Below are 25495 nucleotides of genomic sequence, written 5' to 3' on the forward strand. Positions count from 1 at the left end.
TTAGATAGGAGTATTTTTTAAATTGGATTTCACGATGAGTTCACAAGAAGGACACAAAACGTGACTATACTGAAAATACGAATTCACCAGAGAGGGGAAATAAAACATGGGATATTACGACGGACCAAATTTAAATGAAGAGCATAGTGAAACGAGAGAAGTGAGAAAATCAGGTAGTAAAAAAGGCTATTTCTTCACAGGTTTAGTGGGAGCTGTAGTCGGAGCGGTTTCGATTAGTTTTGCAGCACCATATATGCCATGGGCTCAAAATAATGGAGCACCAGTATCATCATTTAGTTCGGATTCAAAAGTAGAAGGTACTGTAGTTCCTGTTGTAAATAAAGCGAAAAATGAAACTGATTTACCTGGTATGATTGAAGGAGCGAAAGACGTTGTTGTAGGTGTTATTAATATGCAGCAAAGTGTTGATCCATTTGCAATGCAACCGACAGGTCAAGAACAACAAGCTGGTTCAGGATCAGGTGTTATTTATAAAAAAGCAGGAAATAAAGCATATATTGTAACAAACAACCACGTAGTAGATGGTGCAAATAAACTTGCTGTAAAACTAAGTGATGGTAAAAAGGTAGATGCAAAGTTAGTAGGGAAAGATCCTTGGTTAGATTTAGCTGTTGTTGAAATTGACGGCTCTAATGTGAATAAAGTTGCAACTTTAGGTGACTCAAGTAAAATCCGTGCGGGTGAAAAAGCAATTGCAATCGGTAACCCACTAGGATTTGATGGAAGTGTAACGGAAGGCATTATTAGTAGTAAAGAACGTGAAATTCCAGTTGATATTGATGGCGATAAACGACCAGATTGGCAAGCACAAGTTATTCAAACAGATGCAGCGATTAACCCAGGTAATAGTGGTGGTGCATTATTTAACCAAAATGGTGAAATAATTGGGATTAATTCAAGTAAAATTGCACAGCAAGAAGTTGAAGGAATTGGATTTGCTATTCCAATTAATATCGCAAAGCCAGTTATTGAATCACTTGAAAAAGACGGAGTGGTAAAACGTCCAGCTCTTGGAGTAGGTGTCGTTTCGTTAGAAGATGTGCAAGCTTATGCAGTCAATCAATTGAAAGTACCGAAAGAAGTAACGAATGGTGTTGTATTAGGTAAAATTTACCCAATATCACCGGCAGAAAAAGCTGGTTTAGAGCAATATGATATTGTAGTAGCATTAGATGATCAAAAAGTAGAAAACTCACTTCAATTCCGTAAATATTTATATGAAAAGAAAAAAGTAGGCGAGAAAGTAGAAGTTACATTCTACCGTAACGGTCAAAAAATGACGAAATCGGCTACTTTAGCAGATAATTCAGCTACAAAGAATCAATAATCGAAATAAAAGAAAGTCTCTTTCATATTGAAAGAGACTTTCTTTATCGGCTATACTAAAGGAATAGGAGGGATTAATTATGACAATTGAAAACCCAACTCGTACGGAAATTGGTGAAGTGTTAAAGAAAAGCAAAACAATTGCGGTTGTTGGATTATCAGATAAGCCAGAACGTACATCGTATATGGTTTCAAAAGCAATGCAAGATGCTGGATACCGTATTATTCCAGTTAATCCAACAGTAGATGAGGTGCTTGGAGAAAAGGCAGTTTCTTCACTAAAGGATATTAAGGAACACGTTGACATAGTAAATGTATTTCGTCGCTCAGAGTTTTTAATGGGTGTTGCAAAAGAATTTGTAGAGATTGATGCAGATGTTTTTTGGGCACAATTAGGAGTACAAGATGAAGATACATATAAACTTTTAAAAGAAAAAGACTATACTGTAATAATGGATCGTTGTATTAAAGTAGAACATGCGATGACAAAATAGTATAGATTTAAAAGTAGAAAGATTGATTCAGCCCTCATTATAGATAAGTAGGGCCGATGAACGAGGTGTTCATCATGAGATTTTTTAAAGGCTGTTTTTGGGGATTGTTATTTGTAATCCCATTTTGGATCTTGATCATTTGGATCATAATAAAGGTTTGGAATGTGTAATCTTGGAATACATATCCATTTCTCGTTGACAAACGATTATTTTTCTGAAATAGTAGCCTAGAGGAATCCTTGTGAGAAAACAAGGATTTTTCTATTGAAGATGGTATATAAAAGAGATAAGATAACTTGCCAAAACTATAGTCGAGGCGTTATTCTATAATAGAAACATATGTTCTGATTTTGGATTAGGAAAGGGGCAAGGAGTTTGGCGAAGCATCAGTTCCAATATAATGAAGATGCGATTCAAGTGTTAGAAGGACTTGAAGCCGTTCGAAAACGCCCGGGTATGTATATCGGGAGTACGGATAGCCGTGGATTGCATCATTTAGTATATGAAATAGTAGATAACTCCGTTGACGAAGCGTTAGCGGGATTTGGCGACGAAATTTCAGTCGTAATACATAAAGATAATAGTATTAGCGTTATAGATAAAGGGCGAGGAATGCCTACGGGAATGCATAAACTTGGGAAACCTACACCTGAAGTTATTTTAACTGTACTTCATGCAGGTGGTAAGTTTGGTCAAGGTGGCTATAAAACGAGTGGTGGTTTACACGGTGTTGGGGCATCAGTTGTAAACGCTTTGTCAGAATGGTTAGTAGTAACAATTAAACGTGATGGTAACATTTATGAACAACGCTTTGAAAATGGTGGCGTTCCTGCAACGACGTTAGAGAAAATCGGGAAAACAAAAGAGTCTGGTACGACAATGCACTTCAAACCAGATACAACGATTTTCAGCACGACAAATTACAATTATGAAACATTATGCGAGAGATTACGTGAATCTGCATTCTTATTAAAAGGAATGAAAATCTCGATAAAAGACGAACGTAATGATTTAGAAGATATATTTCATTATGAAACAGGAATCGAAGCTTTCGTTTCATATTTAAACGAAGAAAAAGATTCAATTCACCCGGTTGTATATTTCACTGGTGAACAAAACGGGATTGAAGCAGAACTAGCATTCCAGTTTAATGATGGTTACTCAGAAAATATTCTTTCGTTTGTAAATAACGTACGTACAAAAGATGGTGGAACACACGAAGCTGGATTTAAAACAGCAATGACGCGTGTGTTCAATGAGTATGCTCGTAAAGTTTCATTATTAAAAGAAAAAGATAAAAATTTAGAAGGTACAGATATTCGTGAAGGTGTAGCGGCTATCGTTTCTGTACGTGTACCAGAAGAAGTACTTCAGTTTGAAGGACAAACGAAAGGGAAACTTGGTACAAGTGAAGCTCGTTCTTCTATTGATGCCATTGTCTCAGAGCATTTAGCTTACTTTTTAGAGGAAAACCCGGATGTAGCTACACTTCTTGTGAGAAAGGCAGTTAAAGCAGCGCAAGCACGTGAGGCTGCTCGTAAAGCGAGAGAAGAAGCACGTAGTGGTAAGAAGAAGAAAAAATCAGAAGGTACGTTAAGCGGGAAGTTAACACCTGCACAATCACGTAATCCTCAGAAAAACGAATTGTATTTAGTAGAGGGTGACTCTGCTGGTGGTTCAGCGAAACAAGGACGAGACCGTCGTTTCCAGGCCGTATTACCATTACGTGGTAAAGTAATTAATACAGAGAAAGCAAAGCTTGCTGATATCTTTAAAAATGAAGAGATTAATACAATCATTTATGCGATTGGCGGCGGTGTAGGAAATGAATTTGATGTTGAAGATATTAACTACGATAAAGTTGTAATTATGACCGATGCCGATACGGATGGAGCTCATATTCAAGTATTGTTATTAACGTTCTTCTACAGATATATGAAGCCACTTATCGAAGCGGGTAAAGTGTTTATCGCACTCCCTCCTTTATACAAAGTAAGTAAAGGAAAAGGTAAGAGTGAAGTAATTGAATACGCTTGGTCAGATGAGGAATTAGACGGTGTAACGAAAAAAGTTGGAAAAGGCTATATGTTACAACGTTATAAAGGGCTTGGTGAAATGAATGCGGATCAATTATGGGAAACAACAATGAATCCTGAAACGCGTACATTAATTCGCGTGAAAATTGATGATGCAGCAAGAGCAGAGCGTCGCGTTACAACATTAATGGGCGATAAAGTAGAACCGCGCCGTAAATGGATTGAACGCAATGTACAGTTTGGCATGCAAGAAGAAGGAAATATTTTAGAAAATGAAATGATTATGGAGACGGAGGTGGAATAACATGCAAGCAGAGAAGTTTCATGACCTCCCGCTTGAAGACGTGTTAGGTGATCGCTTTGCACGTTATAGTAAATATATTATTCAAGATCGTGCACTTCCAGATGCACGTGATGGCTTAAAGCCAGTACAAAGACGTATTTTATATTCTATGTATGTAGAAGGTAATGTACATGATAAAGCGTTTCGTAAATCAGCTAAAACAGTAGGTAACGTTATTGGTAATTATCATCCACATGGAGATTCCTCTGTATATGAGGCAATGGTACGCTTAAGCCAAACTTGGAAAGTACGTAATGTTTTAGTTGAAATGCATGGTAATAATGGTAGTGTAGATGGGGATCCAGCGGCAGCAATGCGTTATACGGAAGCTCGTTTATCACCAATCGCATCTGAATTATTACGTGATCTTGATAAAGAAACAGTTGAATTCGTGTCAAACTTTGATGATACGAGTGAAGAACCAGTTGTATTACCAGCAGCGTTCCCGAATTTATTAGTGAACGGATCTACAGGGATTTCCGCTGGTTATGCAACAGAAATTCCTCCGCATCATCTTGGAGAAGTTATTGATGCTACAATGATGCGTATTGATAAGCCAAATAGTACTGTTGATGATTTATTAACAGTTATGAAAGGACCAGATTTCCCAACAGGCGGTATTATTCAAGGGATTGATGGTATTAAAAAGGCGTATGAAACAGGTAAAGGTAAAATTATTATTCGCGGAAAAGCAGAAGTTGAAACAGTGCGCGGTGGGAAACAACAAATTGTAATCACTGAAATTCCTTACGAAGTGAATAAGGCAAACCTTGTAAAGAAAATGGATGAATTACGTCTAGATAAAAAGTTAGATGGTATTGCTGAAGTGCGTGATGAGACAGATCGTACTGGTTTACGAATTGTTGTTGAATTAAAGAAAGAAGCAAACGCCGAAGGTATTTTAAATTATTTATATAAAAATACAGATTTGCAAATTCCATATAACTTTAATATGGTAGCGATTAATAATCGTCGTCCAACACTTATGACATTACCAAAAATTTTGGATGCTTATATTGGACATCAAAAAGAGGTTATTACGAGACGTTCGCAATATGAATTAAGAAAAGCAGAAAATCGTCAACATATTGTAGAAGGTTTAAAGAAAGCATTATCGATTTTAGATCAAGTAATCGAGACAATTCGAGCTTCAAAAGATAAACGTAATGCGAAAGATAATTTAAGTGCAAAATTTGGCTTTACAGAAGCACAGGCGGAAGCAATTGTTTCCTTGCAATTATATCGCTTAACGAATACAGACATTACGGCGTTACAAGAAGAAGCAGATGAGCTTAATAAGAAAATTCTAGAGCTACAGTCAATTTTACAAAGTGAAAAAAGATTACTTCAAGTCATTAAAACTGATTTGAAGAGAGTTAAGAAAACATATAGTGATGATCGCCGTGCTATTATTGAAGAACAAATTGAAGAAATTAAAATAGACGTAGAAGTGATGATTCCACAAGAAGATGTCATCGTTACTGTAACGAAAGAAGGATATGTGAAACGTACTGGATGGCGCTCACATAATGCATCAAACGGCAAAGACTTCGGTATGAAAGAGGGTGACATCTTACTTGAACGATTCGATACGAATACGACTGAAACAGTTCTTTTATTCACAAGTAAAGGGAACTATATATATCTTCCAGTATACGAAATGCCAGATATTCGTTGGAAAGATTTAGGTCAGCACGTTGCAAATATCGTTTCACTCGACCGAGATGAAACGATCATTTGGGCAACGGTTGTACCGAACTTTGAGGAAGAAAAACGATTTATCGTATTTGTAACACGAAATGGTATGATAAAGAAAACAGAATTAAATCAATATAAAGTTCAGCGTTATTCAAGGGCATTCGTTGCTGTAAACTTGAAAAAAGATGATGAAGTTGTCGATATATTTGCGACAGATGGAACGAGTGATATCGTTCTTGCTACACATGGTGCATATGCACTTATTTTCCATGAAGATGAAGTAAGTCCAGTCGGTGTAAGAGCTGCTGGTGTGAAAGCAATTAATTTAAAAGAAGATGACTATGTCGCTTCTGGTAAACCGTTAAATGGTGATAAAGATCAACTTATTCTCGTAACGCAGCGTGGTGCTGTAAAACGTCTAAAAGCATCAGAAATTGAAAAATCAACGAGGGCGAAGCGAGGTCTTGTTATTTTCAAAGAGTTAAAACGTAATCCGTACCGCATTGTCGGTATTGAAATTGTTCGGGACGATGAATTAGTTTACATGAAGACAGAGAAAAACATTGTAGAAGAGATTGATCCGAAAGCGTATCGAAATAAAGACCGGTATAGTAATGGTAGCCTAGTGCTAGATGTAAATGATACTGGTGAAGTAGTAGAAACGTGGACGAAAAAACGACCGGAGTAAAAAAAGCATCTTGCTATGAATAGTAGCAAGATGCTTTTTTCTAGGCAATTTATTATGTAAATAATAATAATCTTGTTATAATAACTGAATGAAATCGTTCTCATAAAGTGAAACTTTAATCAATGGGGATTTTCTTCATCCTCACTGATTATTAGTTGAACTAATCGGGCTTTAACAAGCAGTTGATTCCTCACCTAATTCCTTAGCTTTCACTGAATTTTGGGTTAGGAATCTTACTGCCCGTTAAAGCGGCACAAATGGAGGGGCAACATGAAAAAAATAGGTGTAGGGATTGTAGGATTTGGTTTTTCTAGTACGACATTTCATATCCCACTATTACAAACAATAGAAGAATATAATATTCGAGCTGTATTATCCTCAAAAGAAGAGGTAGTAAAAGAAACATTACCAAACGCTAATGTTGTTAGTACAATTGATGAATTGGTGAAGCGAGCTGATGTTGACTTAGTTGTTATTACATCACCTAATACAACTCATTTTCCATATGTAAAAGAAGCAATTTTAAACGGTAAGCATGTTGTTGTAGAAAAACCATTTGTTGTTTCAATTGAAGAAGGGGAAGAGCTTATTACATTAGCAGAGCAGCATAATGTAATGTTAAGCGTATATCATAATCGTCGTTTTGATAATGATTTCTTAACAATTAAGAAATTGTTAGGAGAAAACAGAGTAGGGAATGTATACGCATATGAATCAAATTTTGATCGTTTCCGTCCACATGTACGTGATCGATGGAGAGAAAAAAATCTACCAGGTTCCGGTATATTATACGATTTAGGATCGCATTTAATTGACCAAGCGTTATCAATATTCGGGAAACCAGATGCGATAAGTGCAGATGTAATAAAACAACGACCAGGTGCAGAGGTGGATGATTATTTCCACATAGTACTGCATTACGGAGTTAAACGTGTCATTTTACGTAGCAGCAGTTATGTGAAAAAAGCTGGACCGCATTTTATAGTGCATGGAGAGAAAGGTTCTATCGTGAAGTACGGTATGGATTCGCAGGAAGAGCAATTAAAAAATGGAATGAAGCCAGGCAATAACGGTTATGGGGTAGACGATGAAGAGAATTTTGCTACTTTAGAAACAGAAGAAAGCTTAGAGCGTATTCCAACAGAAGTCGGTTGTTATGACAATTATTATAAAGGTGTACGAGATAGTATATTAAATGGTGAGGAACTACCTGTAACAGCAAAAGAAGGTTTAGATGTTATTAAACTGATTCAATTAGCGATTGAAAGCAGTGAAAAGGGTAGAGTCATTTCTATAAAATAAAAAGACACGAATTTCGTGTCTTTTTTATTAGGAATATGTGAATATGATTAATTAATTAGTTTAGTCGTTTATCATACATTAATTGGATTTGTATGCCATAAGGATCTTCAATAATACCATATGCTTCACTAAATATATTTTTTTCTAGCTGAGAGATTATTTTCACATGCTTATCGGAAATTAAATTATTATAAAACCTTTGTATTTCTTCTAAATTAGCGCTTTGAATGCAAAGTGACATGTTATTTCCAACGTTATAACGTTCATTAGTATTCATTGTATCTTCTGCTATCATTAGCTTTGTATTCCCAATTTGTAAAACAGAGTGAGCAATATGATCTTTATTTTCACTTGTAATTTTAAAAGAACTATCTCTTTTCGCCAGTTCTTCATACGTAACAATCATTAACTTTTTGGCTTCTAAATTACGTATATAAAAATTAATCGCCTCCTTTGCTTGCCCATTCATTGAAAGAAAAATAGCTATTTCTAATGTCATAAATATATAACTCCTTTATTAGTTGATAATTATAATATAGATTAAAAGGGTTTCAATACATGACACCTTTTTGGGAGGGAAATATGAAAAAAACGGAACGAATAAATGATATGCTTATTTTCTTAAAGAATAAAAGATATTTTAATTTAAAAGATTTAATGACTAGATATGATATTTCTAAAAGTACCGCGTTGCGAGATATTCAATCATTGGAAGAAATAGGTGTACCCATATATTCAGAACTGGGTAGAAATGGAAGTTATAAAATTATAGAAAATAATGTGTTATCACCAATTTATTTTAGTGTGGATGAAATGTATGCGTTATACTTTTCAATTCTTACGCTAAATGGATACAAGACAAAACCATTTAATGTAGAAAGTATTGCGCTTGAAAATAAATTTAAACATGTATTACCTGATAATGTGAGTAAAAATATTTCAATCATGGAACTAACGCTTTCCTTTGAAGTAACAAATCATAGTAATTTTAGTCCGTTCTTAAAAGAAATTTTACAGGGGATTTTTGCTGAGCGAGTTTATCATTTAACATATTTAAAAAAAGGTGAGGAGAAAGCATTGGTTGCCCAATTTATTCGAATAGAATCTAAATTTGGCCAGTGGTATGCTAAAATCTTTAATTTTGAGACAAATCATGTTCAAATAATTAGATGTGATAAAATTCTTTCTATTGTGGAAACAAGCAATGTTCATCCAAAAAATCTTGAAGAATTATTAAGTTATCTTACTACTTTTCACAGGAAGCCTGATGCAATTGATTTTAGCGTCATTGTTAATCAAAAAGGAAAAGACATTTTTGATAAAGAGAATTACCCTTCCATGAGGTTGCAAAAGGAAAATGAAAATTACATTATAACAGGCTATTTTAACAAGCAAGAATCTGATTTTATTTCAAATTATTTTCTGAATTTCGGTGAAACGATTATTTCGATTCAGCCTGTTATGCTAAAAGAGTTAATCTATAATAAGGTGTTATCTATAAAGCAGCATTTAACTTCTTTAAGATAAAGTTAGTTTTAGCTATTTATTTGATATGAGAAAGCCCTTGAGATTTAAATATCCAAAGGGCTTTTTGGTGATTGTATTTGTTTTTTAGAAACAATTATTTTTCTGGGACGGACAGTCCATAAAAGAACATCGTGACGATATCTTGTATATGTTTTTCGCGATTTCCTTCAAGAAGTTGTGCCCCAAAATCATCACCTAATTTAGTAAACATTTGAATGTAAAGTAACATCATTTCTTTAGTAAGGTGTGGATTAATTTCGTTTTTGCGCTGAGCTTGTTCTAATATTTCTAAATACCAGGGCAGGATTTTTTCATTTTGATAACTATAAATAAACTTACGGAGTTCTTCATCCCTTTGCATCATTTGCAGTAACATATCAGGTTGAAATAACCCGCCAGTATTCATTTTTCTTACAATCATTTTTTGCATCATATCATGAAAAGGTAATTTTTCTTCTGCAAGCTCTTTATAATATTGAAATTCAGATATGATAAATTCTTGTATAAGCTCCCTAAATAACGCATCTTTACTTCCGAAATGATTATAAATTGTAACTTGAGAAACGTTTGCTTCTTTTGCGATATGTTCTATTTTCACTTCATTAAATCCACGTTCTGAAAATAATACGAATGCTGCTTCTTTAATGGCACGCTTTTTCTTTTCTTTTACTCTTTCAAAGCCGTTCAATGCAATCACCTCACTTAAAATATACAAGAAAAAATAATGGAAAACAATAATTTTGAAATATGGACTAATAAATATTTCAAAAAGTTGTTGCGAATATGGAAGGTGAGGAGTACAATAATTTTGAAATATCACATATTCAATATTTCAAAAAATGAGGTGGAATTATGATTTCAGTTCAAGATGTCACAAAACAGTTTTCGAATGGAAAAGGTTTGTTTCATATTACATTTGATGTAAAAGAGGGAGAAGTATTTGGTTATTTAGGACCGAATGGTGCCGGAAAATCAACGACGATTCGTAATTTAATGGGATTTATAAAACCGACAGCTGGTAAAGCGACAATTTTTGGATTAGATTGTTGGAATGAAGCAGCGAAAATTCAAAGGGAAGTTGGTTATCTACCGGGTGAAATTTCTTTTATTGAAGGAATGAACGGATTAGAGTTTTTAAAATTAATGCAGGGAATGCGTGGATTAAAGGATACGAAAAGACGAGATGAACTGATAGAGCGTCTGCAATTTGATGTGAAAACACCGATTCGCAAAATGTCTAAAGGAATGAAGCAAAAAGTAGGGATAGTCGCTGCATTTATGCACGATCCAGAGGTGTTAATTTTAGATGAACCAACATCTGGACTTGATCCACTTATGCAGCAAGTGTTTATAGATTTAATATTAGAGGAAAAGCAAAGAGGAAAAACAATCCTAATGTCATCACACATTTTTACTGAAATTGAGAGAACTTGTGACAGAGTAGCTATTATTAAAGATGGTCGACTCGTAACGGTTGAAAATATTCACGATTTACAAGGAATGAGAAGACAGGTGATAGATGTAACAGTATCATCACAAGAAGAGATTGAGTCCCTTACAAAGTGTAATTTGCAATTTGAAGCGGTAAAAGGCAGAGAGGCATCTATCATTGTACAAGGAAACTATCAAACTGTTTTACAAACACTTTCAAACTATAATGTAACGGCACTTCAAACGAGAGCGATGGATTTAGAACATTTATTTATGCATTATTACGATAAGAAAGAAGGGGTAACGCATGAATAAGCAATTGTTTTTAGCTAGTTTGAAAGAAACACAAAAAAGTATTTTGAGTTATGCGTGTGGTGCGGCTTTATATTTGTGGTTATTAATTTGGATATTCCCGTCAATGGTATCAGCGAAAGGGCTAAATGAATTAATAGCTGCCATGCCTGATAGTGTGAAAAAAATCGTTGGTATGGAAAGTCCGATTCAAAACGTAATGGATTTTCTAGCGGGCGAATACTATAGTCTATTGTTTATTATAATTTTAACAATTTTTTGCGTAACAGTTGCGACACATTTAATTGCTCGTCATGTAGATAAAGGAGCAATGGCATACTTGCTAGCAACACCTGTATCTAGAGTGCAAATTGCTATTACACAAGCTACTGTTCTCATATTGGAACTTCTGATTATTGTATCTGTTACGTATGTAGCTGGGTTAGTAGGTGCAGAATGGTTTTTACAAGATAATAACTTAAATAAAGAATTATTTTTGAAGATAAATATAGTCGGAGGGCTCATATTTTTAGTCGTTAGTGCGTATTCATTTTTCTTTTCTTGCATATGTAATGACGAAAGAAAAGCACTAAGTTATTCAGCGAGTTTAACTATCCTATTTTTCGTATTGGATATGGTAGGGAAGTTAAGTGATAAGTTAGAATGGATGAAAAACCTATCATTATTCACGCTGTTTCGTCCGAAAGAAATCGCTGAAGGATCATATAATATATGGCCGGTAAGTATAGGTTTAACTGCTGGAGCGCTTTGTATTTTCATCGTAGCAATTGTAGTGTTTAAGAAGAGGGATTTACCGTTATAAAGTAGAAAGTCCACTGAGAAAGTGGGCTTTTTTTATTTGTAAATTTAAACTAGTATTGTTTATCGCATAACACTTATAAAGGGTATTTATCTTTTGGATTACAAAAATATTCAAAAAATTGAACCTTTTTCTAGGTTCATACGTCTAATACATGTAAAGTTAAATTGGAAGTGATGAAGTGAGGATGAAACAGGAGGAGCAATTGTGAAAGTAATCCCTTTATATAAAATAATTATAAAAGAAGAAACGGATGTTGCTTTAGCGAAAAAAGGTGATCATGAAGCCTTTATAGCGCTTATACATACAGAAAAAGTGAAGATGTATCGAATAGCAAAGGCGATGTTACGTGATGAGACAAATATAGAGGATGCGATACAGACAACAATTTTAAAGGCCTATGAAAATATAAAAAAATTAAAAAAAGAAGAATTTTTTCAAACTTGGTTAATTCGAATACTAATAAATGAGTGTAACAATATTATTAGAGCGTATAAAAATGTAATTGTGACAGAAGAGAATGATTACAATATGAGTGCGTGTGATCAGTATGAAGATATAGATTTGTGTAATGCGATTCAATCGTTACATGAAGAATTAAGAGCTGTTACGGTGCTTTATTATTATGAAGATATGAATCAAGAGAGTATAGCAAAGCTGTTAGAAATACCGAAAGGAACAGTGAAATCAAGATTGTCACGCGCGAGGGAACAACTACAAAAACGATTAAAGATGGAATAGGGGGTGTAAAGGATGGATAATGAAAAATTATTTGATGAGAAATTAAAAAAGAGAATAAAAGATGAAAATGTTATAGTACCTCCAGAGTTAAATGAAAAAATTAATGGCACGCTACATAATCTTAAGGTAAAAAAGAAGAGTTACAAAATTCATATGATGATAATTAGTGCAGCGGTTTGTATACTTTCAGTGGTATCTATGTCTGAGTTTTCTATACAAAGTTTTGCGCAAAATGGTGGAGTATTTGAATATGTAAAGAAAAAAGCGTTTTCTGATTTTGAAAATGAAGAAGAAATAAAATCGAATGTACATTATCCAGATAAAGAAAAGATTCATCAAAAAATGCTAGATTCTATTGATTATTTTAAAAATATTTCAGGACAATTTGAGGAATATTCTAGCTCATCAAGAATTGCTACAACATATAAGTATGCGATTGATACGGAGAAACAAAGAGGTATCTCTTCGAAAGAAGATAAACTAGCCAAAAAACGAACAATTATATATAACGAGGGGAAGAAAAAAGAGTTTGATGATGAGAAGTATACCTATAAAGAGACAAAATGGAACCCGAAAGAAAGAAACAATGAACTATTAAAATTAAATCCTACGGAAAGGTTAGTGAGAAAATCAGATGAGAAAAAGCGATATGATGATGAATATATAGGGCTAGCTAAATATAGTATTCAATCAGAATTCGCAGATTTGTTAATTCGATATAAAGATTGGAATTATAAAGAAACGAAATATCTTGGATTAGATTGTTACAAAATTGAAGGAGTCATCAACATAGAGATGCCTGTTAGCACCTCTGAAGATTTAAGAGGGAAATTCGAAATGGTTGTGGAGAAAAATACAGGGATTATGTTGAAATTTCTTAGTTTTCAAGAAGGCTTGATTCAATATTCAGTTACGACTGAATGGATACAAATAGATAAGGGATTGAAAGAAAGTATGTTTCAAAAGGATAGCGCTAAATATGAAAGAATGAAAAACATATTGGATGAATAGAAACAGGAGGAGAGTAAATGGAGAATCATTCATCTTTAAGAGAAGAGAAAAATAAGCAAAAATATAAAAAGAAAACGATAATAAGTTTACTACTGGCGGTATTACTATTTGGTGGAATTGGCTATGGAGCCTATGTATATATGAAAACTTCTAGTCTCGTACAAAAATCTAATTTGAATTTAGCACGAGGTGAAAAATCCAATTTACGTGAGAAATCTGTAAAGCCAATTGCAAATCATGTTTCACTTTTAATTATGGGAATTGATGAAAATCAAGAACGACAAAAGGAATATAATGGTGCATTTCATACAGATGCATTATTGTTAGCGACTTTTAATAAAGACGATAAATCAGTGAAATTAACGAGCATACCGCGTGATACATATACATATGTTCCAGTTGAAAAGAAAAAAGATAAAATAACCCATGCATATGGAAGTGGTTTCGTTAAAAATGGTAGAGATGGAGGACCGCAAGCTTCTGTGGAAGCGGTAGAAAAATTGTTACAGGTGCCCGTTGATTATTTTGTGAAATTTAATTTTGGTTCCTTTACTAAAATTGTTGATGGGTTAGATGGTATTGAAGTGGATGTCCCGGTTGAATTTACGGAGCAAAATAGTAAAGATGAACCTGATGCGATTCATTTGAAAAAAGGATTACAAAAATTAAATGGGGAAGAAGCACTTGCACTAGCAAGAACGCGCCATATTGATAGTGATGCAATGAGAGGACAGCGCCAACAACTTGTTATTGAAGCGATTTTAAGTAAATTAAAAAGTGTAGGATCGATTACGAAGCTAGAAAAAATAGTTGAGGCGGTTGATAGTGATTTTAAAACAAATTTAGTAATGGATGATATTTTATCTTTTTATAAATACGGTTTAAACGGTTCAGTTGAAAAAATACAATTAGCTGGTGATGATTTATACTTACCTAATGGCCCAAACGGGCAACGTGTATATTATTATAACCCTAATAAAAAAGATCTACAGAGTTTGAGTAATACTCTTAGAACACATCTAGGGTTAAGTGAAAAGCAAATTGAGGAGAATTAAAGCAGACGAAATGTCTGCTTTTTTATTTTTGTAGAAAAGAGGTTTGTTACGATATACATTATTTATTAACAATAATTTACAAGTTTGTTTATAGTGAAGGGATATAAAGACTATTAAATCAATACATAGAATTCCATGAGGTATAGTGTTTCGAAAGGTTAAGGAATTTTTATGAATATTACTGTAAAAAAATAATTTTTTAAAAATTTTCAATAATAACACTTTACAAAACTCAAAAAATTAGTAGAATAATAGTTAATAAGAATCTTCTGATAAATATATAAAGAAAAACAGAATTATCAGAAAATTCTTAAGTGAGAGCGTTAAGAATTAGGGAGGGTACAGAAAGTGAAAAAGAAAAAAATGAAAAAACTAACAGCGGTTGTAGTACCAGTTTTAGCAATGAGTATGGCATTAACAGCATGTTCTACATCAGGTGGAGATAAGAAGACAAGCACAAATTCTAGCTCTGGTGGAGATAGTAAATCAGAAGGAAAATTAGCAGCAAAACAAGTACTAAATCGTACTGAAACAAATGAGATTCCAACAATGGATACTTCTAAAAATACAGATACATTAGGTTCTCAAATTTTAGGGAACACAATGGAAGGTTTATATCGATTAGATAAAGATAACAAACCAATCCCAGCTGCTGCAGAATCAAGCACGAAGAGTGAGGATGGTAAAAAATATACATTTAAATTACGTAAAGATGCAAAATGGTCAAATGGTGATCCTGTAACAGCGAAAGATTTCGTATATGCATGGCAACGCCTATTAGATCCAAAAACAGCTGCTGAGTATGCATTTATCGCATTCCCAATTAAAAATGCAGAAGCGGTGAATAAAGGTGAAAAACCTGTAACAGAACTAGGAGTAAAGGCAGTAGATGATACTACTTTAGAAGTTGAATTAGAACAAGCAGTACCATACTTCTTAAACTTAGTAGCATTCCCATCGTACTATCCGTTAAATGAGAAGTTTGTAAAAGAAAAAGGGGATAAATACGGTTTAGAGTCTGATACAACAGTATATAATGGACCGTTTGTTCTAACTGATTGGAAGCATGAGCAAGGCTGGAAATTAAAGAAAAATGATCAATATTGGGATAAAAAGACTGTAAAACTAGATGAGATTAATTATAGTGTTGTAAAAGAACCAGCAACACGTGTGAATTTATATGATAGTGGTCAAATTGATGTTGCTTTATTAACGGGAGAGTTTGTTGATAAGTATAGAAATAATAAGGAAGAGTTTGGGACTTATTCACAAGTAAGTACTTACTTTATTCGTATGAACCAAAAACGTGGTGGACAAGATACACCATTAAAGAGTCAAAAATTACGTGAAGCAATTGCCTACTCTATTGATAAGAAAAATTTAGCAAATGTTATTTTAAATGATGGATCTAAACCAGCAGACTTCTTAGTACCGAAAGGATTAGCAACTGGACCAGACGGTAAAGACTTCCAAGAAACATTTAAAAACGGTATCAAACCAGATGCGAAAAAAGCAGCTGCTGCATGGGAAGCAGCGAAAAAAGAACTTGGAAAAGATCAAGTTACAATTGAGCTATTAAACTATGATACTGGTAATGCGAAAAAAGTTGGGGAATATGTAAAAGATCAAATCGAGAAGAATTTAAAAGGTGTAACAGTTAATATTAAACTTCAGCCGTTCAAGCAAAAACTAAAATTAGAAACAGAGCAAGATTATGATATTTCATATGGCGGTTGGAATCCAGATTATGCGGATCCAATGACATTCTTAGATATGTTCCAGTCTAATCATTCTCATAACCAAATGAGCTTCGCTGATTCTAAGTATGATGATATGATTAAAAAAGCTGGTGGAGAATTAATGGGCGATGCGAAGAAACGTTGGGAAGAGCTAGGACAAGCTGAGAAATTACTTCTTGAGAAAGATGTAGCAATTGTGCCTTTATACCAACGTGGTGATGCATATGTTCAAAAACCAAATGCAAAAGGCATCGTTCACCATAACATTAGCCCAGAGTATAGCTTCAAGTGGACATATATGACTGAAAAAGATGGAAAATAATTTTTAAACAGTGATGCTATATTTAAGTGGATGTATACAAGTTTCTTAGCTTATTTTGTAGTGAGAATCTCGTTAGCCACAATAGAAAGATAAAATGATAGAGCATTCCAAAAGTAGATTATTTACTTTTGGAATGCTCTTTTTATTATGAGATTACATGTAAATAAATCGATAGATGTAAGGAAGAATTTGTATCATGACAATTGTAAAAAATACGTTTTACTATAATGAAAAAATAATTTTTAGAATATTTTAAAAATAACTTTACAAAAGCGGAAAAAATAGTAGAATATTAATTAATAAGAATTTTCTGATAACTAGTTATTAGAAAGTCTATCAAAAATGGTTTCGTACATATAATTGGGGAGGGTACAAAAATGAAGAAAAAGATGAAAAAGTTCACGGCGGTTGTAGCGCCAGTTTTAGCAATGAGTATGGCGTTGACAGCGTGTTCTGGATCTGGTGGGGAGAAGAAATCAACTACGACGTCTAGTGGTGGTGGGGAAGAGAAAAAAGCTGAAATTAAATATGCAGCGAAACAAGTATTAAATCGTACAGAAAATCAAGAAATTCCGACGATGGATGTTTCAAAATCTACTGATACATTAGGTTCTCAAATTTTAGGGAACACAATGGAAGGTTTATATCGATTAGATAAAGATAATAAGCCAATCCCAGCTGTGGCAGAATCTAGTACGAAAAGCGAGGATGGCAAAAAATATACATTTAAACTACGTAAAGATGCAAAATGGTCAAACGGTGATCCTGTAACAGCGAAAGATTTCGTATACGGATGGCAGCGCTTACTCGATAAAAATACAGCTGCAGAATATGCGTTTATCGCTTTCTATATTAAAAATGCAGAAGCAATTAATAAAGGTGAAAAACCTCTAACAGATTTAGGAGCAAAAGCGGTAGATGATTATACACTAGAAGTAGAATTAGAAAAGCCAGTACCGTATTTCTTGAATTTAATGGCATTCCCATCGTACTATCCTTTAAATGAAAAGTTCGTAAAAGAAAAAGGAGATAAGTTCGGTTTAGAAGCAGATACAACGTTGTATAACGGACCGTTCGTTATGGCGTCATGGAAACATGAACAAGGATGGCAATTAAAGAAAAATGATCAGTATTGGGATAAAAAGACTGTGAAATTAGAAGAAATTAACTATAGTGTAGTAAAAGAAGTTGCGACGAAAGTAAACTTATATGATACAGGATCAATTGATTTTACACTATTATCAGGAGAATTTGTTGATAAATATAAATCGAACAAAGAGGAGTACGGTGAGTATTCAGAAGCAAGTACATTCTTCTTACGTTTAAATCAAAAGCGTAACGGACAAGATACACCGTTAAAGAGCAAAAAACTACGTGAAGCAATCGCATTATCAATTGATAAAAAAGGTTTAGCGAACGTTATTTTAAATAACGGTTCAAAAGCAACAGATCAATTAGTACCAAAAGGGCTTGCGACAGGGCCTGACGGTAAAGATTACCAAGATACATTTAAAAATGGTCTAAAATATGATCCGAAAAAAGGTGCAGCAGCTTGGGAAGCAGCGAAAAAAGAACTTGGAAAAGATCAAGTGACAATTGAACTACTAAGCTATGATGATGGAACTGCGAAAAAAATTGCTGACTATTTTAAAGATCAAATTGAGAAAAACTTAAAAGGTGTAACGGTTAACACGAAAATTCAGCCGTTCAAACAAAAACTGAAATTAGAGTCAGCGCAAGATTATGAAGTTTCATTTGCAGGTTGGAGCCCAGATTATTCGGATCCAATGACGTTTATTGATATGTTTGAATCGAAGAGCCCATATAACCAAATGAGTTATTCGAATCCAAAATATGATGAAATGGTAGCGAAAGCAGGTAATGAATTATTGTCTGATCCGAAGAAGCGTTGGGAAACGTTAGGAAAAGCAGAGAAATTGTTCCTTGAAGAAGATGCGGGATTAATTCCTTTATATCAAACAGGTAGAGCGTATGTAATGAAACCGAATGTTAAAGGAATTGTGAAACATAACATCAGTCCAGAATATAGCTTTAAGTGGGCTTATGTAACGGAAGGGAAATAATAAATAAGAGCGTTTTAAAGGTAGATAAATGACTTTTAGAACGCTCTTTTACTATTAAATTAAATAGAGAAGAATAAGAAAAGTGGTACTTACATATAGTAGATGTGGGAGAATTCGTATAGTAGTAATAGATTGTTATTGAAGTAAATAAATTAATTATTATGAATGTTTTTAAAAATACTTTACAATTCGAGAAAAAATAGTAGAATGATAATTAGTGATAATTTTCTGATAATTTAAATTAGAAATCTCTCAAAGTTAGTTTCGTACATATAATTGGGGAGGGTACAAGAATGAAGAAAAAGATGAAAAAGTTTACGGCGGTTGTAGCGCCAGTATTAGCAATGAGTGTGGCGTTAACAGCATGTTCTGGATCTTCTGGTGGGGAGAAGAAAACGACTACGACGTCTAATAGTGGCGGGGAAGAGAAAAAATCCGATATTAAATATGCGGCACAGCAAGTAATGAATCGTACAGAAACGAATGAAATTCCGACGATGGATACTTCTAAAAATACAGATACGTTAGGTTCTCAAATTTTAGGAAACACGATGGAAGGGTTATATCGTCTAGATAAAGATAACAAGCCAATTCCAGCGGCGGCAGAATCTAGTACGAAAAGCGAGGATGGCAAAAAATATACATTCAAATTACGAAAAGATGCAAAATGGTCAAACGGTGATCCTGTAACAGCGAAAGATTTCGTATTTGCATGGCAACGTCTAGTAGATCCAAAAACAGCTGCTGAGTATGCGTTTATTGCTTACTATCTTAAAAATGCAGAGGCAATAAATCAAGGGAAAGCAGAAGTTTCTACATTAGGTGTAAAAGCGGTAGATGATTATACGCTGGAAGTTGAACTAGAGAGACCAGTACCATATTTCTTAAATTTAATGGCATTCGCGTCATACTATCCATTAAATGAAAAGTTCGTAAAAGAAAAAGGAGATAAATACGGTTTAGAGTCTGATACGACAGTTTATAATGGACCGTTTGTACTTACTGATTGGAAGCATGAACAAGGTTGGAAATTAAAGAAAAATGATCAGTATTGGGATAAAAAGACTGTAAAACTAGAAGAAATCAACTATAGTGTAGTAAAAGAACCAGCTACAAGAGTAAATTTATATGATACAGGTGCGATTGATTTTACACTTTTATCAGGTGAATTTGTTGATAAGTATAGAAATAATAAAGAAGAGTTTGGTGCATATTCAGAAACAAGTACGTTTTACTTGCGTCTAAATCAAAAACGTGGTGGGCAAGATACACCGTTAAAGAGTAAAAAATTACGTGAAGCAATTGCATTATCAATCGATAAGAAAGCTTTAACGAATGTCATTTTAAATGATGGTTCAAAACCAGTGGATTATTTAGTACCAAAAGGTTTAGCAGCTGGACCAGACGGTAAAGATTTCGCAGAAACGTTTAAAAATGGTTTTAAACAAGACTCTAAAAAGGCAGCAGCAGCCTGGGAAGCTGCGAAAAAAGAACTTGGAAAAGATCAAGTGACAATAGAGCTATTAAATTATGATACTGGTAATGCGAAAAAGGTTGGGGAGTATGTAAAAGATCAAATTGAAAAGAATTTAAAGGGTGTAACAGTAAATATTAAACTTCAGCCATTTAAGCAAAAACTAAAATTAGAATCAGACCAAGATTATGATTTCTCATATGGTGGCTGGAATCCAGATTATGCGGATCCAATGACATATCTTGATATGTTTGAAACGAAAAATTCACAGAATCAGATGAGCTATTCAAATTCAAAATATGATGACATTATTAATAAAAGTAAGACGGAATGGATGGCTGATGCAAAAAAACGTTGGACAGAGCTAGGGAAAGCAGAAAAATTGTTACTTGAAGAAGATGTAGCGCTCGTACCTTTATATCAAAGTGGTAGATCGTATGTTATGAAACCAAATGTAAAGGGAATTGTAAAACATAATATTAGTCCGGAATATAGTTTCAAATGGGCGTATGTAGAAGAGAAATAGTAAAAGAAAAAAGCGTTCTCAAGTTGCAACATTGCACTTGAAAATGCTTTTTTTTCTGTGCACTATTTTTTTGAGGATGAATATATGTATTATAGAAAACTTGAAGGAGAGTCCTATGAAGCGAAACACATACATCGATTTCCTAGCTTATTACGGAATAGGAAGTGCTCATCCTGGTGGTTTTACGTTAACAAAACAATTGTTAGCACAACTGCCTTTTAAATATGGAGCGAATGTCCTTGAAATAGGTTGCGGTACGGGAAAAACAGCGGCATATATGACAAGGGAATTTGGTTATAAAGTAACAACTGTTGAAAAGAATGAAATTATGATTCAAAAGGCAAAAGATAGATGGTTGTTTGAAGGGTTAGCTATACAATTAATTGAAGGAAGTGTAGAGCAATTACCTTGTTTGAATAACTCATTTGAGTTCGTACTTGGAGAATCAATCATCGCTTTTACAGAGAAAGAAAGGGTTATCTCGGAGTGTTATCGTGTATTACAGCAGGATGGTAAGCTTGTTGTCATTGAAATGATTATTGATAGGCACATTGATAAGGGTGAGGAAGAAAAAATCGCCCAATTATATGGCATGAAAGAACTATTAACTGAGAATGAGTGGGTACAATTATTTCAGAAAGCAAATTTTAAAAGAATCACAATTGCTGGCGGTGGCACGATTGCAGAAACAATCTCTGGCTATGTAGAAGAGCCAGAATGGAATGTATCCTCACATATTCCGAATGAGTTATATGAGGCGTGGGTACAGCATGAAAATGTACGGCTTATGTACCAACACATTTTAGGGCATCGTATTTTTATATGTGAAAAATAAAGAGAAAGAGTTGGCTAAAGGTAGCCAACTCTTTACTATGTTAAATGAAAAATAATGCAGCTAATGTGATTCCGAAGATGAAACCAAATCCGAGTTCAACACCCCAGCCACAACCGCCGCCACCCCAGCCGCCGCCACCACAACTACCGCAACCACGGCCACCACATCCGCAGCTGCTAAATCCACCACCGCATCCAAATCCGCAACTATCACATCTGCTAAGGCCGCCGCAAAGGTCACAACCACCGTTTGCATAAGCATCATAGTATCCGAATCCTGAATCAAAAGATGAGCGCTGTTGCACCGGTTCGATCCATACAGAGTTTTGTGTCAAATCAATTATTTTACCTAAATGTATACGGCCATCACGGTCTTCAATCCGAACAACTTTTCCGAAATAACGTCGGCATGTATCATAACATTTTTGTCTATGCATGTTCTTTCCTCCTTCCGCATTACAGTAATACGATATGTAAGGGGGACAAGTGCGGCTTGTACGAATGTCCTATCTATCATAATTGTTATAGGAAAGGGGAAATATAAGAAGAGGATATATAAGGAGGAAAAGGCATGAAATCTACAGATCAGTTTCAGACATACGAAGTACCGTGGGAAGAATTTATTGAAGCGTTGCGAGAGGAAATGAAGAAGCAAGTAGGAGCAGATATTATTGATACAGTAGTTTGCAATTTAGAAGATGGTTTTGAAGTGTATACATATGTGCAGGGGGATTTAGATTTTGAATATAAGGAAGGGCTTGAGAGAAAATATGGAAGTGATGCGAAGATACCTAATGTGTTAACGATAATGTTATTAGCTAGTATTTATAATACAAGTGAAGCGAATATACGCTTGCATGCGGATAATAAAGAGAATCCGATTGTTGAAGTGTATGTAAAGCAATGAAACACGCTGTGAAAAGCGTGTTTTTTATTTGTATGATAAAATGTTAGAAAATTGAGAAATGAGGTGGGGGATTGGGAATTAAACATCTTAATTTAACAGTTACAGATGTAACAGCATCTAGAGAGTTTTTAGAGAGGTATTTTGGTTTAATTTGTAGTGGAACAAGGGGGAATGCCTTTGCAGTTATGCGTGATAATGATGGATTTATACTAACTTTAATGAAAGGAAAAGAAGTTCAGTATCCAAAAACATTTTACGTAGGATTTCCACAAGAAAGTGAAGAACAAGTAGATAAGATAAATCAAAGATTGAAGGAAGATGGATTTTTGGTCGAGCCTCCTAAGCAAGCCCATGCGTATACGTTTTACGTTGAAGCACCCGGTGGATTTAAAATAGAAGTGATGTGTTAAGTTAAAAATCAAACTTTTTGTTATGTGTTTTTAAAATAAAAAGTAGGAAAAGTCTGTTTTAAGCGTGGAGCTTAAACAGGCTTTTTTACTTATATAATTGGATAGAGAATGCTAGAAGGAATATTACCAAGTGTATAACCTGTTTACATAATAAAGTTATGGTGGGTTAGTTGTCCTAAAATACAAGTCATATATCTTGTTTCCTCTCATAAATTTAAACATAGGAATTTGTCTACAAAGGTGGCGAAGCCTCATCATGAAAATCCGAATTTGTGCCACGTTCATGCTGTTTCTATTTATATGTTTACCTTTATCAGCTTTTGCAAAAGGAGAGGAGGCAAAGGAAAGGGTCGTTTCACTTGTATATGACGATTCGGGCAGCATGAGAAATAACGATCGCTGGAAATATGCCAATTATGCTTTGCAAAGTTTAGTTGCGCTATTAGATGAAAAAGATAAATTTTCTTACGTTCAAATGAGTAAGCCGAATGATCCATTAAACATTTCGTTAACGAAGGATAAAAGGCAAACAGAAATTGAGGGAATTGGAGCGTGGAAAACGTATTTAAATACTCCATTTAGCGCGGTAGAAACGGCGATGCAATCTATAAAAAAGGAAGCAGATATAGATGGAAAACGTGAATTTTGGCTTATTGTATTAACTGACGGGGCATTTAATGATTTAGAGAAAGATAAGGTTGGCGGAAAAGAACAAATTTTGCAGAAATTAGCCCAGTTTAAGAAAGAAATGGATGCAAAAAAGATATCGTTACACCCAGTCTTAATTACGATGGAAGAAGATTTAGGACAACAAGAAAAAGAACAATTAAACACGTTTAAAGAAATATGGAAGAAAGAGATAAATGGTGTTACGATGCCGTCAAGCGGAGAAGATGGCATTGTAAAAAGTGTAAATCAGGTGGCAGCATTAGTTGCAAATCGTGATCCATTCTCCTCTGTTGAATCGATTGTAAAAACGAAAGTAGTGGGGAAAAGAGTAGAGATTACAACACCGTTTCCATTAAAGCGTATGACGCTTGTACGACAATCGCCTTCTCTGCCCGATTATCAGGTCACACAAATTTCTAAACCGTTACAATTACAATCTTCTTTTTCCATACATGCACCAGGAGAAGCAAAATTGTTCGGAAATATAGTTCATATAAGTACGGAAAATCAGGAAGTTATTAAACCAGGAACTTATACGATAGAAGTAGACCAGGACATTGAGAAAGAAGGACTACAAGTACTAGTTGAACCAGCGCTTAATTATACGGTTTCTACTTATGACAAAGATGATAGTAGTCAAAAAAATGTAGAGGAAATGCACGAAGGGGTTACTGCTGTTATTGAAGCGAAGCCTACGGAGTTGCCAGTTCAGTCTTCTTACTTTCAGGCAGAAGTAGAAATAGACGGAAAACAATATCCGATGAAGTGGGACGATAAAAGGCATGTGTTTTATTATGAAACTAAGCTTGGTAAAGGGTTAGTACGCGGGAAAGTTCATATGAATATAAAGGGGTTTTATAGACAGACGAAAGAATTTAAAATTGAAACAGCTGAGAAACCAAAATTATCACTTCAAACTGTTACAAAAGATTATGAAGAAAAAGTGACAAATTTAGAGAATAGTAAACCATTTGTTTTGCAGCCACAGTTAGATGGTAAGCCGATGACAGAAGAAGCTGTAAAAAAACTATTAAAATCTACTGGTGTCACATCTAAACAATCAATCAATTATGAAATAAAGCAACATGGAAATCAGATCTATGTTTATCCTCGTCCCTATTACTCCGACACATTTAATTTTACAGATACCGGCACCGTAGAAGCTACCATCGTAATGCAGGATTCAAAATTACAAGAAGTAAAGAAAAACATAACATTCCATATTCAAGATGCTCCGTTTTATGAAAAATATGCGCTTATTTTTAAGTTTGTCATTCCTATCACTTTATTACTGCTAGTAGTAGGAATCATTGTTTTAGGATGGATTGTTCGGCCGAGATTTCACCGGAAGGCACTACTGTATTATGAATGGGATCAAGAGGTAGCGAAAGATTGGCTATATCAATCTGAGCCAGAATTACTTCGAAATAAATGGTGGAACCATTATTTTGGTATCCCATTTAGAGCAGAAAGAAAAACAGTGCAATCCGTTACGTTTATAGCGAAGAAAGGTTCGAAATCTGTCTTTGTAGCGAAAGAATCACAAGTAGTTGGAATGATTATTGATGGGATGTTTATAACAAAAGATGAAGTAGGAATGGAACATAAGACACTATATCCAAATGAACTTTTACTAATTGATAGAGGATATGGTAAGGAGATTTACAAGTATGAATGTGAATAGTAGATAGGGATAAGACGGGGATGGAGTATTGATTCTCTTTCCCTTTTTTCAAACAAGCAAGA

At 34.3% G+C, this 25495-nt stretch carries 21 protein-coding genes; 18 read left to right on the forward strand and 3 right to left on the reverse strand.

Annotated features, from left to right (window positions below; translation table 11 throughout):
- The first annotated feature begins 106 nt into the window (after positions 1–106).
- The 5 genes from OXT04_RS19600 (at position 107) to OXT04_RS19620 (ending at position 7908) form a co-directional block, all read left to right on the forward strand.
- Complete coding sequence (locus OXT04_RS19600; protein ID WP_000542643.1) at positions 107–1348, forward strand: S1C family serine protease; 1242 nt, start codon at positions 107–109, stop codon at positions 1346–1348.
- Between the two features lie 79 nt (positions 1349–1427).
- The gene (locus tag OXT04_RS19605; protein WP_000151392.1) at positions 1428–1841 is read left to right on the forward strand and encodes a CoA-binding protein; all 414 of its coding nucleotides are present in this window, start codon (positions 1428–1430) and stop codon (positions 1839–1841) included.
- 375 nt (positions 1842–2216) lie between these two features.
- Entirely contained in the window at positions 2217–4181 is a 1965-nt protein-coding gene (gene parE / locus OXT04_RS19610) for a DNA topoisomerase IV subunit B (RefSeq protein ID WP_001062197.1), read from the forward strand.
- A gap of 1 nt (position 4182) precedes the next feature.
- Entirely contained in the window at positions 4183–6606 is a 2424-nt protein-coding gene (parC, locus tag OXT04_RS19615; RefSeq protein ID WP_001147467.1) for a DNA topoisomerase IV subunit A, read from the forward strand.
- A gap of 270 nt (positions 6607–6876) precedes the next feature.
- The gene (locus OXT04_RS19620; RefSeq protein WP_000719780.1) at positions 6877–7908 is read left to right on the forward strand and encodes an oxidoreductase; all 1032 of its coding nucleotides are present in this window, start codon (positions 6877–6879) and stop codon (positions 7906–7908) included.
- A 55-nt stretch (positions 7909–7963) separates the two neighbouring features.
- On the opposite strand, the gene OXT04_RS19625 is transcribed toward OXT04_RS19620, so the two are convergent.
- The gene (locus tag OXT04_RS19625; RefSeq protein WP_000171338.1) at positions 7964–8407 is read right to left on the reverse strand and encodes a VOC family protein; all 444 of its coding nucleotides are present in this window, start codon (positions 8405–8407) and stop codon (positions 7964–7966) included.
- Positions 8408–8466: 59 nt separating this feature from the next.
- Between OXT04_RS19625 and OXT04_RS19630 the strand changes: the two genes are divergently transcribed.
- Positions 8467–9435, forward strand: a complete 969-nt coding sequence (locus tag OXT04_RS19630) for a helix-turn-helix transcriptional regulator (RefSeq protein WP_002094112.1) — start codon at positions 8467–8469, stop codon at positions 9433–9435.
- Between the two features lie 94 nt (positions 9436–9529).
- On the opposite strand, the gene OXT04_RS19635 is transcribed toward OXT04_RS19630, so the two are convergent.
- Positions 9530–10132, reverse strand: a complete 603-nt coding sequence (locus OXT04_RS19635) for a TetR/AcrR family transcriptional regulator (protein WP_120460340.1) — start codon at positions 10130–10132, stop codon at positions 9530–9532.
- Between the two features lie 155 nt (positions 10133–10287).
- Between OXT04_RS19635 and OXT04_RS19640 the strand changes: the two genes are divergently transcribed.
- The 9 genes from OXT04_RS19640 to OXT04_RS19680 all read left to right on the forward strand — a co-directional run bounded on the left by OXT04_RS19640 (position 10288) and on the right by OXT04_RS19680 (position 21764).
- Entirely contained in the window at positions 10288–11181 is an 894-nt protein-coding gene (locus tag OXT04_RS19640; protein WP_025118000.1) for an ABC transporter ATP-binding protein, read from the forward strand.
- Positions 11174–11980: an ABC transporter permease subunit gene (locus tag OXT04_RS19645; protein ID WP_001041424.1), complete on the forward strand. Its 807-nt coding sequence runs from the start codon at positions 11174–11176 to the stop codon at positions 11978–11980. Before OXT04_RS19640 ends, OXT04_RS19645 begins: the two co-directional genes overlap by 8 nt.
- Before the next feature lie 204 nt (positions 11981–12184).
- Positions 12185–12718: an RNA polymerase sigma factor gene (locus OXT04_RS19650; protein WP_065229191.1), complete on the forward strand. Its 534-nt coding sequence runs from the start codon at positions 12185–12187 to the stop codon at positions 12716–12718.
- A 12-nt stretch (positions 12719–12730) separates the two neighbouring features.
- Entirely contained in the window at positions 12731–13729 is a 999-nt protein-coding gene (locus tag OXT04_RS19655) for an anti-sigma factor (protein ID WP_090977398.1), read from the forward strand.
- A 17-nt stretch (positions 13730–13746) separates the two neighbouring features.
- Positions 13747–14784 (forward strand): LCP family protein, encoded by a 1038-nt coding sequence (locus OXT04_RS19660; protein ID WP_267416889.1) that lies wholly within the window; start codon positions 13747–13749, stop codon positions 14782–14784.
- A 348-nt stretch (positions 14785–15132) separates the two neighbouring features.
- Complete coding sequence (locus tag OXT04_RS19665; RefSeq protein ID WP_141537120.1) at positions 15133–16845, forward strand: peptide ABC transporter substrate-binding protein; 1713 nt, start codon at positions 15133–15135, stop codon at positions 16843–16845.
- Between the two features lie 377 nt (positions 16846–17222).
- Positions 17223–18929, forward strand: a complete 1707-nt coding sequence (locus OXT04_RS19670; protein WP_000728442.1) for a peptide ABC transporter substrate-binding protein — start codon at positions 17223–17225, stop codon at positions 18927–18929.
- 293 nt (positions 18930–19222) lie between these two features.
- Positions 19223–20929, forward strand: coding sequence for a peptide ABC transporter substrate-binding protein (locus tag OXT04_RS19675; protein ID WP_267416896.1), 1707 nt, complete (start codon positions 19223–19225; stop codon positions 20927–20929).
- Positions 20930–21044: 115 nt separating this feature from the next.
- Entirely contained in the window at positions 21045–21764 is a 720-nt protein-coding gene (locus tag OXT04_RS19680; RefSeq protein ID WP_071714658.1) for a class I SAM-dependent methyltransferase, read from the forward strand.
- A gap of 40 nt (positions 21765–21804) precedes the next feature.
- Here OXT04_RS19680 and OXT04_RS19685 read toward each other — a convergent pair whose 3' ends face one another.
- Positions 21805–22200 (reverse strand): hypothetical protein, encoded by a 396-nt coding sequence (locus OXT04_RS19685; RefSeq protein WP_053563839.1) that lies wholly within the window; start codon positions 22198–22200, stop codon positions 21805–21807.
- A gap of 134 nt (positions 22201–22334) precedes the next feature.
- On the opposite strand from OXT04_RS19685, the gene OXT04_RS19690 reads away from it, so the two are divergent.
- From OXT04_RS19690 to OXT04_RS19700, 3 genes are all read left to right on the forward strand, one after another.
- Positions 22335–22670 carry a hypothetical protein gene (locus tag OXT04_RS19690; protein ID WP_000842905.1) on the forward strand — a complete coding sequence of 112 codons (336 nt, stop codon included), beginning with the start codon at positions 22335–22337 and terminating at the stop codon, positions 22668–22670.
- Positions 22671–22741: 71 nt separating this feature from the next.
- The gene (locus tag OXT04_RS19695) at positions 22742–23080 is read left to right on the forward strand and encodes a VOC family protein (protein WP_097822750.1); all 339 of its coding nucleotides are present in this window, start codon (positions 22742–22744) and stop codon (positions 23078–23080) included.
- A gap of 256 nt (positions 23081–23336) precedes the next feature.
- Positions 23337–25433, forward strand: coding sequence for a vWA domain-containing protein (locus tag OXT04_RS19700; RefSeq protein ID WP_267416905.1), 2097 nt, complete (start codon positions 23337–23339; stop codon positions 25431–25433).
- Positions 25434–25495 lie beyond the last annotated feature (62 nt).

It is taken from the genome of Bacillus sp. GC_Bacil_1, assembly GCF_026540675.1.
Taxonomy (GTDB): Bacteria; Bacillota; Bacilli; order Bacillales; family Bacillaceae_G; genus Bacillus_A; species Bacillus_A cereus.

What these genes read in the sequence shown, in the direction of transcription:
- OXT04_RS19670 (WP_000728442.1), top strand. Translation starts at nt 17,223, where the DNA reads ATGAAGAAAAAGATGAAAAAGTTCACGGCGGTTGTAGCGCCAGTTTTA.
- OXT04_RS19675 (WP_267416896.1), top strand. Translation starts at nt 19,223, where the DNA reads ATGAAGAAAAAGATGAAAAAGTTTACGGCGGTTGTAGCGCCAGTATTA.
- OXT04_RS19680 (WP_071714658.1), top strand. Translation starts at nt 21,045, where the DNA reads ATGAAGCGAAACACATACATCGATTTCCTAGCTTATTACGGAATAGGA.
- OXT04_RS19655 (WP_090977398.1), top strand. Translation starts at nt 12,731, where the DNA reads ATGGATAATGAAAAATTATTTGATGAGAAATTAAAAAAGAGAATAAAA.
- OXT04_RS19645 (WP_001041424.1), top strand. Translation starts at nt 11,174, where the DNA reads ATGAATAAGCAATTGTTTTTAGCTAGTTTGAAAGAAACACAAAAAAGT.
- OXT04_RS19600 (WP_000542643.1), top strand. Translation starts at nt 107, where the DNA reads ATGGGATATTACGACGGACCAAATTTAAATGAAGAGCATAGTGAAACG.
- OXT04_RS19700 (WP_267416905.1), top strand. Translation starts at nt 23,337, where the DNA reads ATGAAAATCCGAATTTGTGCCACGTTCATGCTGTTTCTATTTATATGT.
- OXT04_RS19685 (WP_053563839.1), bottom strand. Translation starts at nt 22,200, where the DNA reads ATGCATAGACAAAAATGTTATGATACATGCCGACGTTATTTCGGAAAA.
- OXT04_RS19660 (WP_267416889.1), top strand. Translation starts at nt 13,747, where the DNA reads ATGGAGAATCATTCATCTTTAAGAGAAGAGAAAAATAAGCAAAAATAT.
- OXT04_RS19625 (WP_000171338.1), bottom strand. Translation starts at nt 8,407, where the DNA reads ATGACATTAGAAATAGCTATTTTTCTTTCAATGAATGGGCAAGCAAAG.
- OXT04_RS19605 (WP_000151392.1), top strand. Translation starts at nt 1,428, where the DNA reads ATGACAATTGAAAACCCAACTCGTACGGAAATTGGTGAAGTGTTAAAG.
- parC (WP_001147467.1), top strand. Translation starts at nt 4,183, where the DNA reads ATGCAAGCAGAGAAGTTTCATGACCTCCCGCTTGAAGACGTGTTAGGT.
- OXT04_RS19640 (WP_025118000.1), top strand. Translation starts at nt 10,288, where the DNA reads ATGATTTCAGTTCAAGATGTCACAAAACAGTTTTCGAATGGAAAAGGT.
- OXT04_RS19630 (WP_002094112.1), top strand. Translation starts at nt 8,467, where the DNA reads ATGACACCTTTTTGGGAGGGAAATATGAAAAAAACGGAACGAATAAAT.
- OXT04_RS19690 (WP_000842905.1), top strand. Translation starts at nt 22,335, where the DNA reads ATGAAATCTACAGATCAGTTTCAGACATACGAAGTACCGTGGGAAGAA.
- OXT04_RS19620 (WP_000719780.1), top strand. Translation starts at nt 6,877, where the DNA reads ATGAAAAAAATAGGTGTAGGGATTGTAGGATTTGGTTTTTCTAGTACG.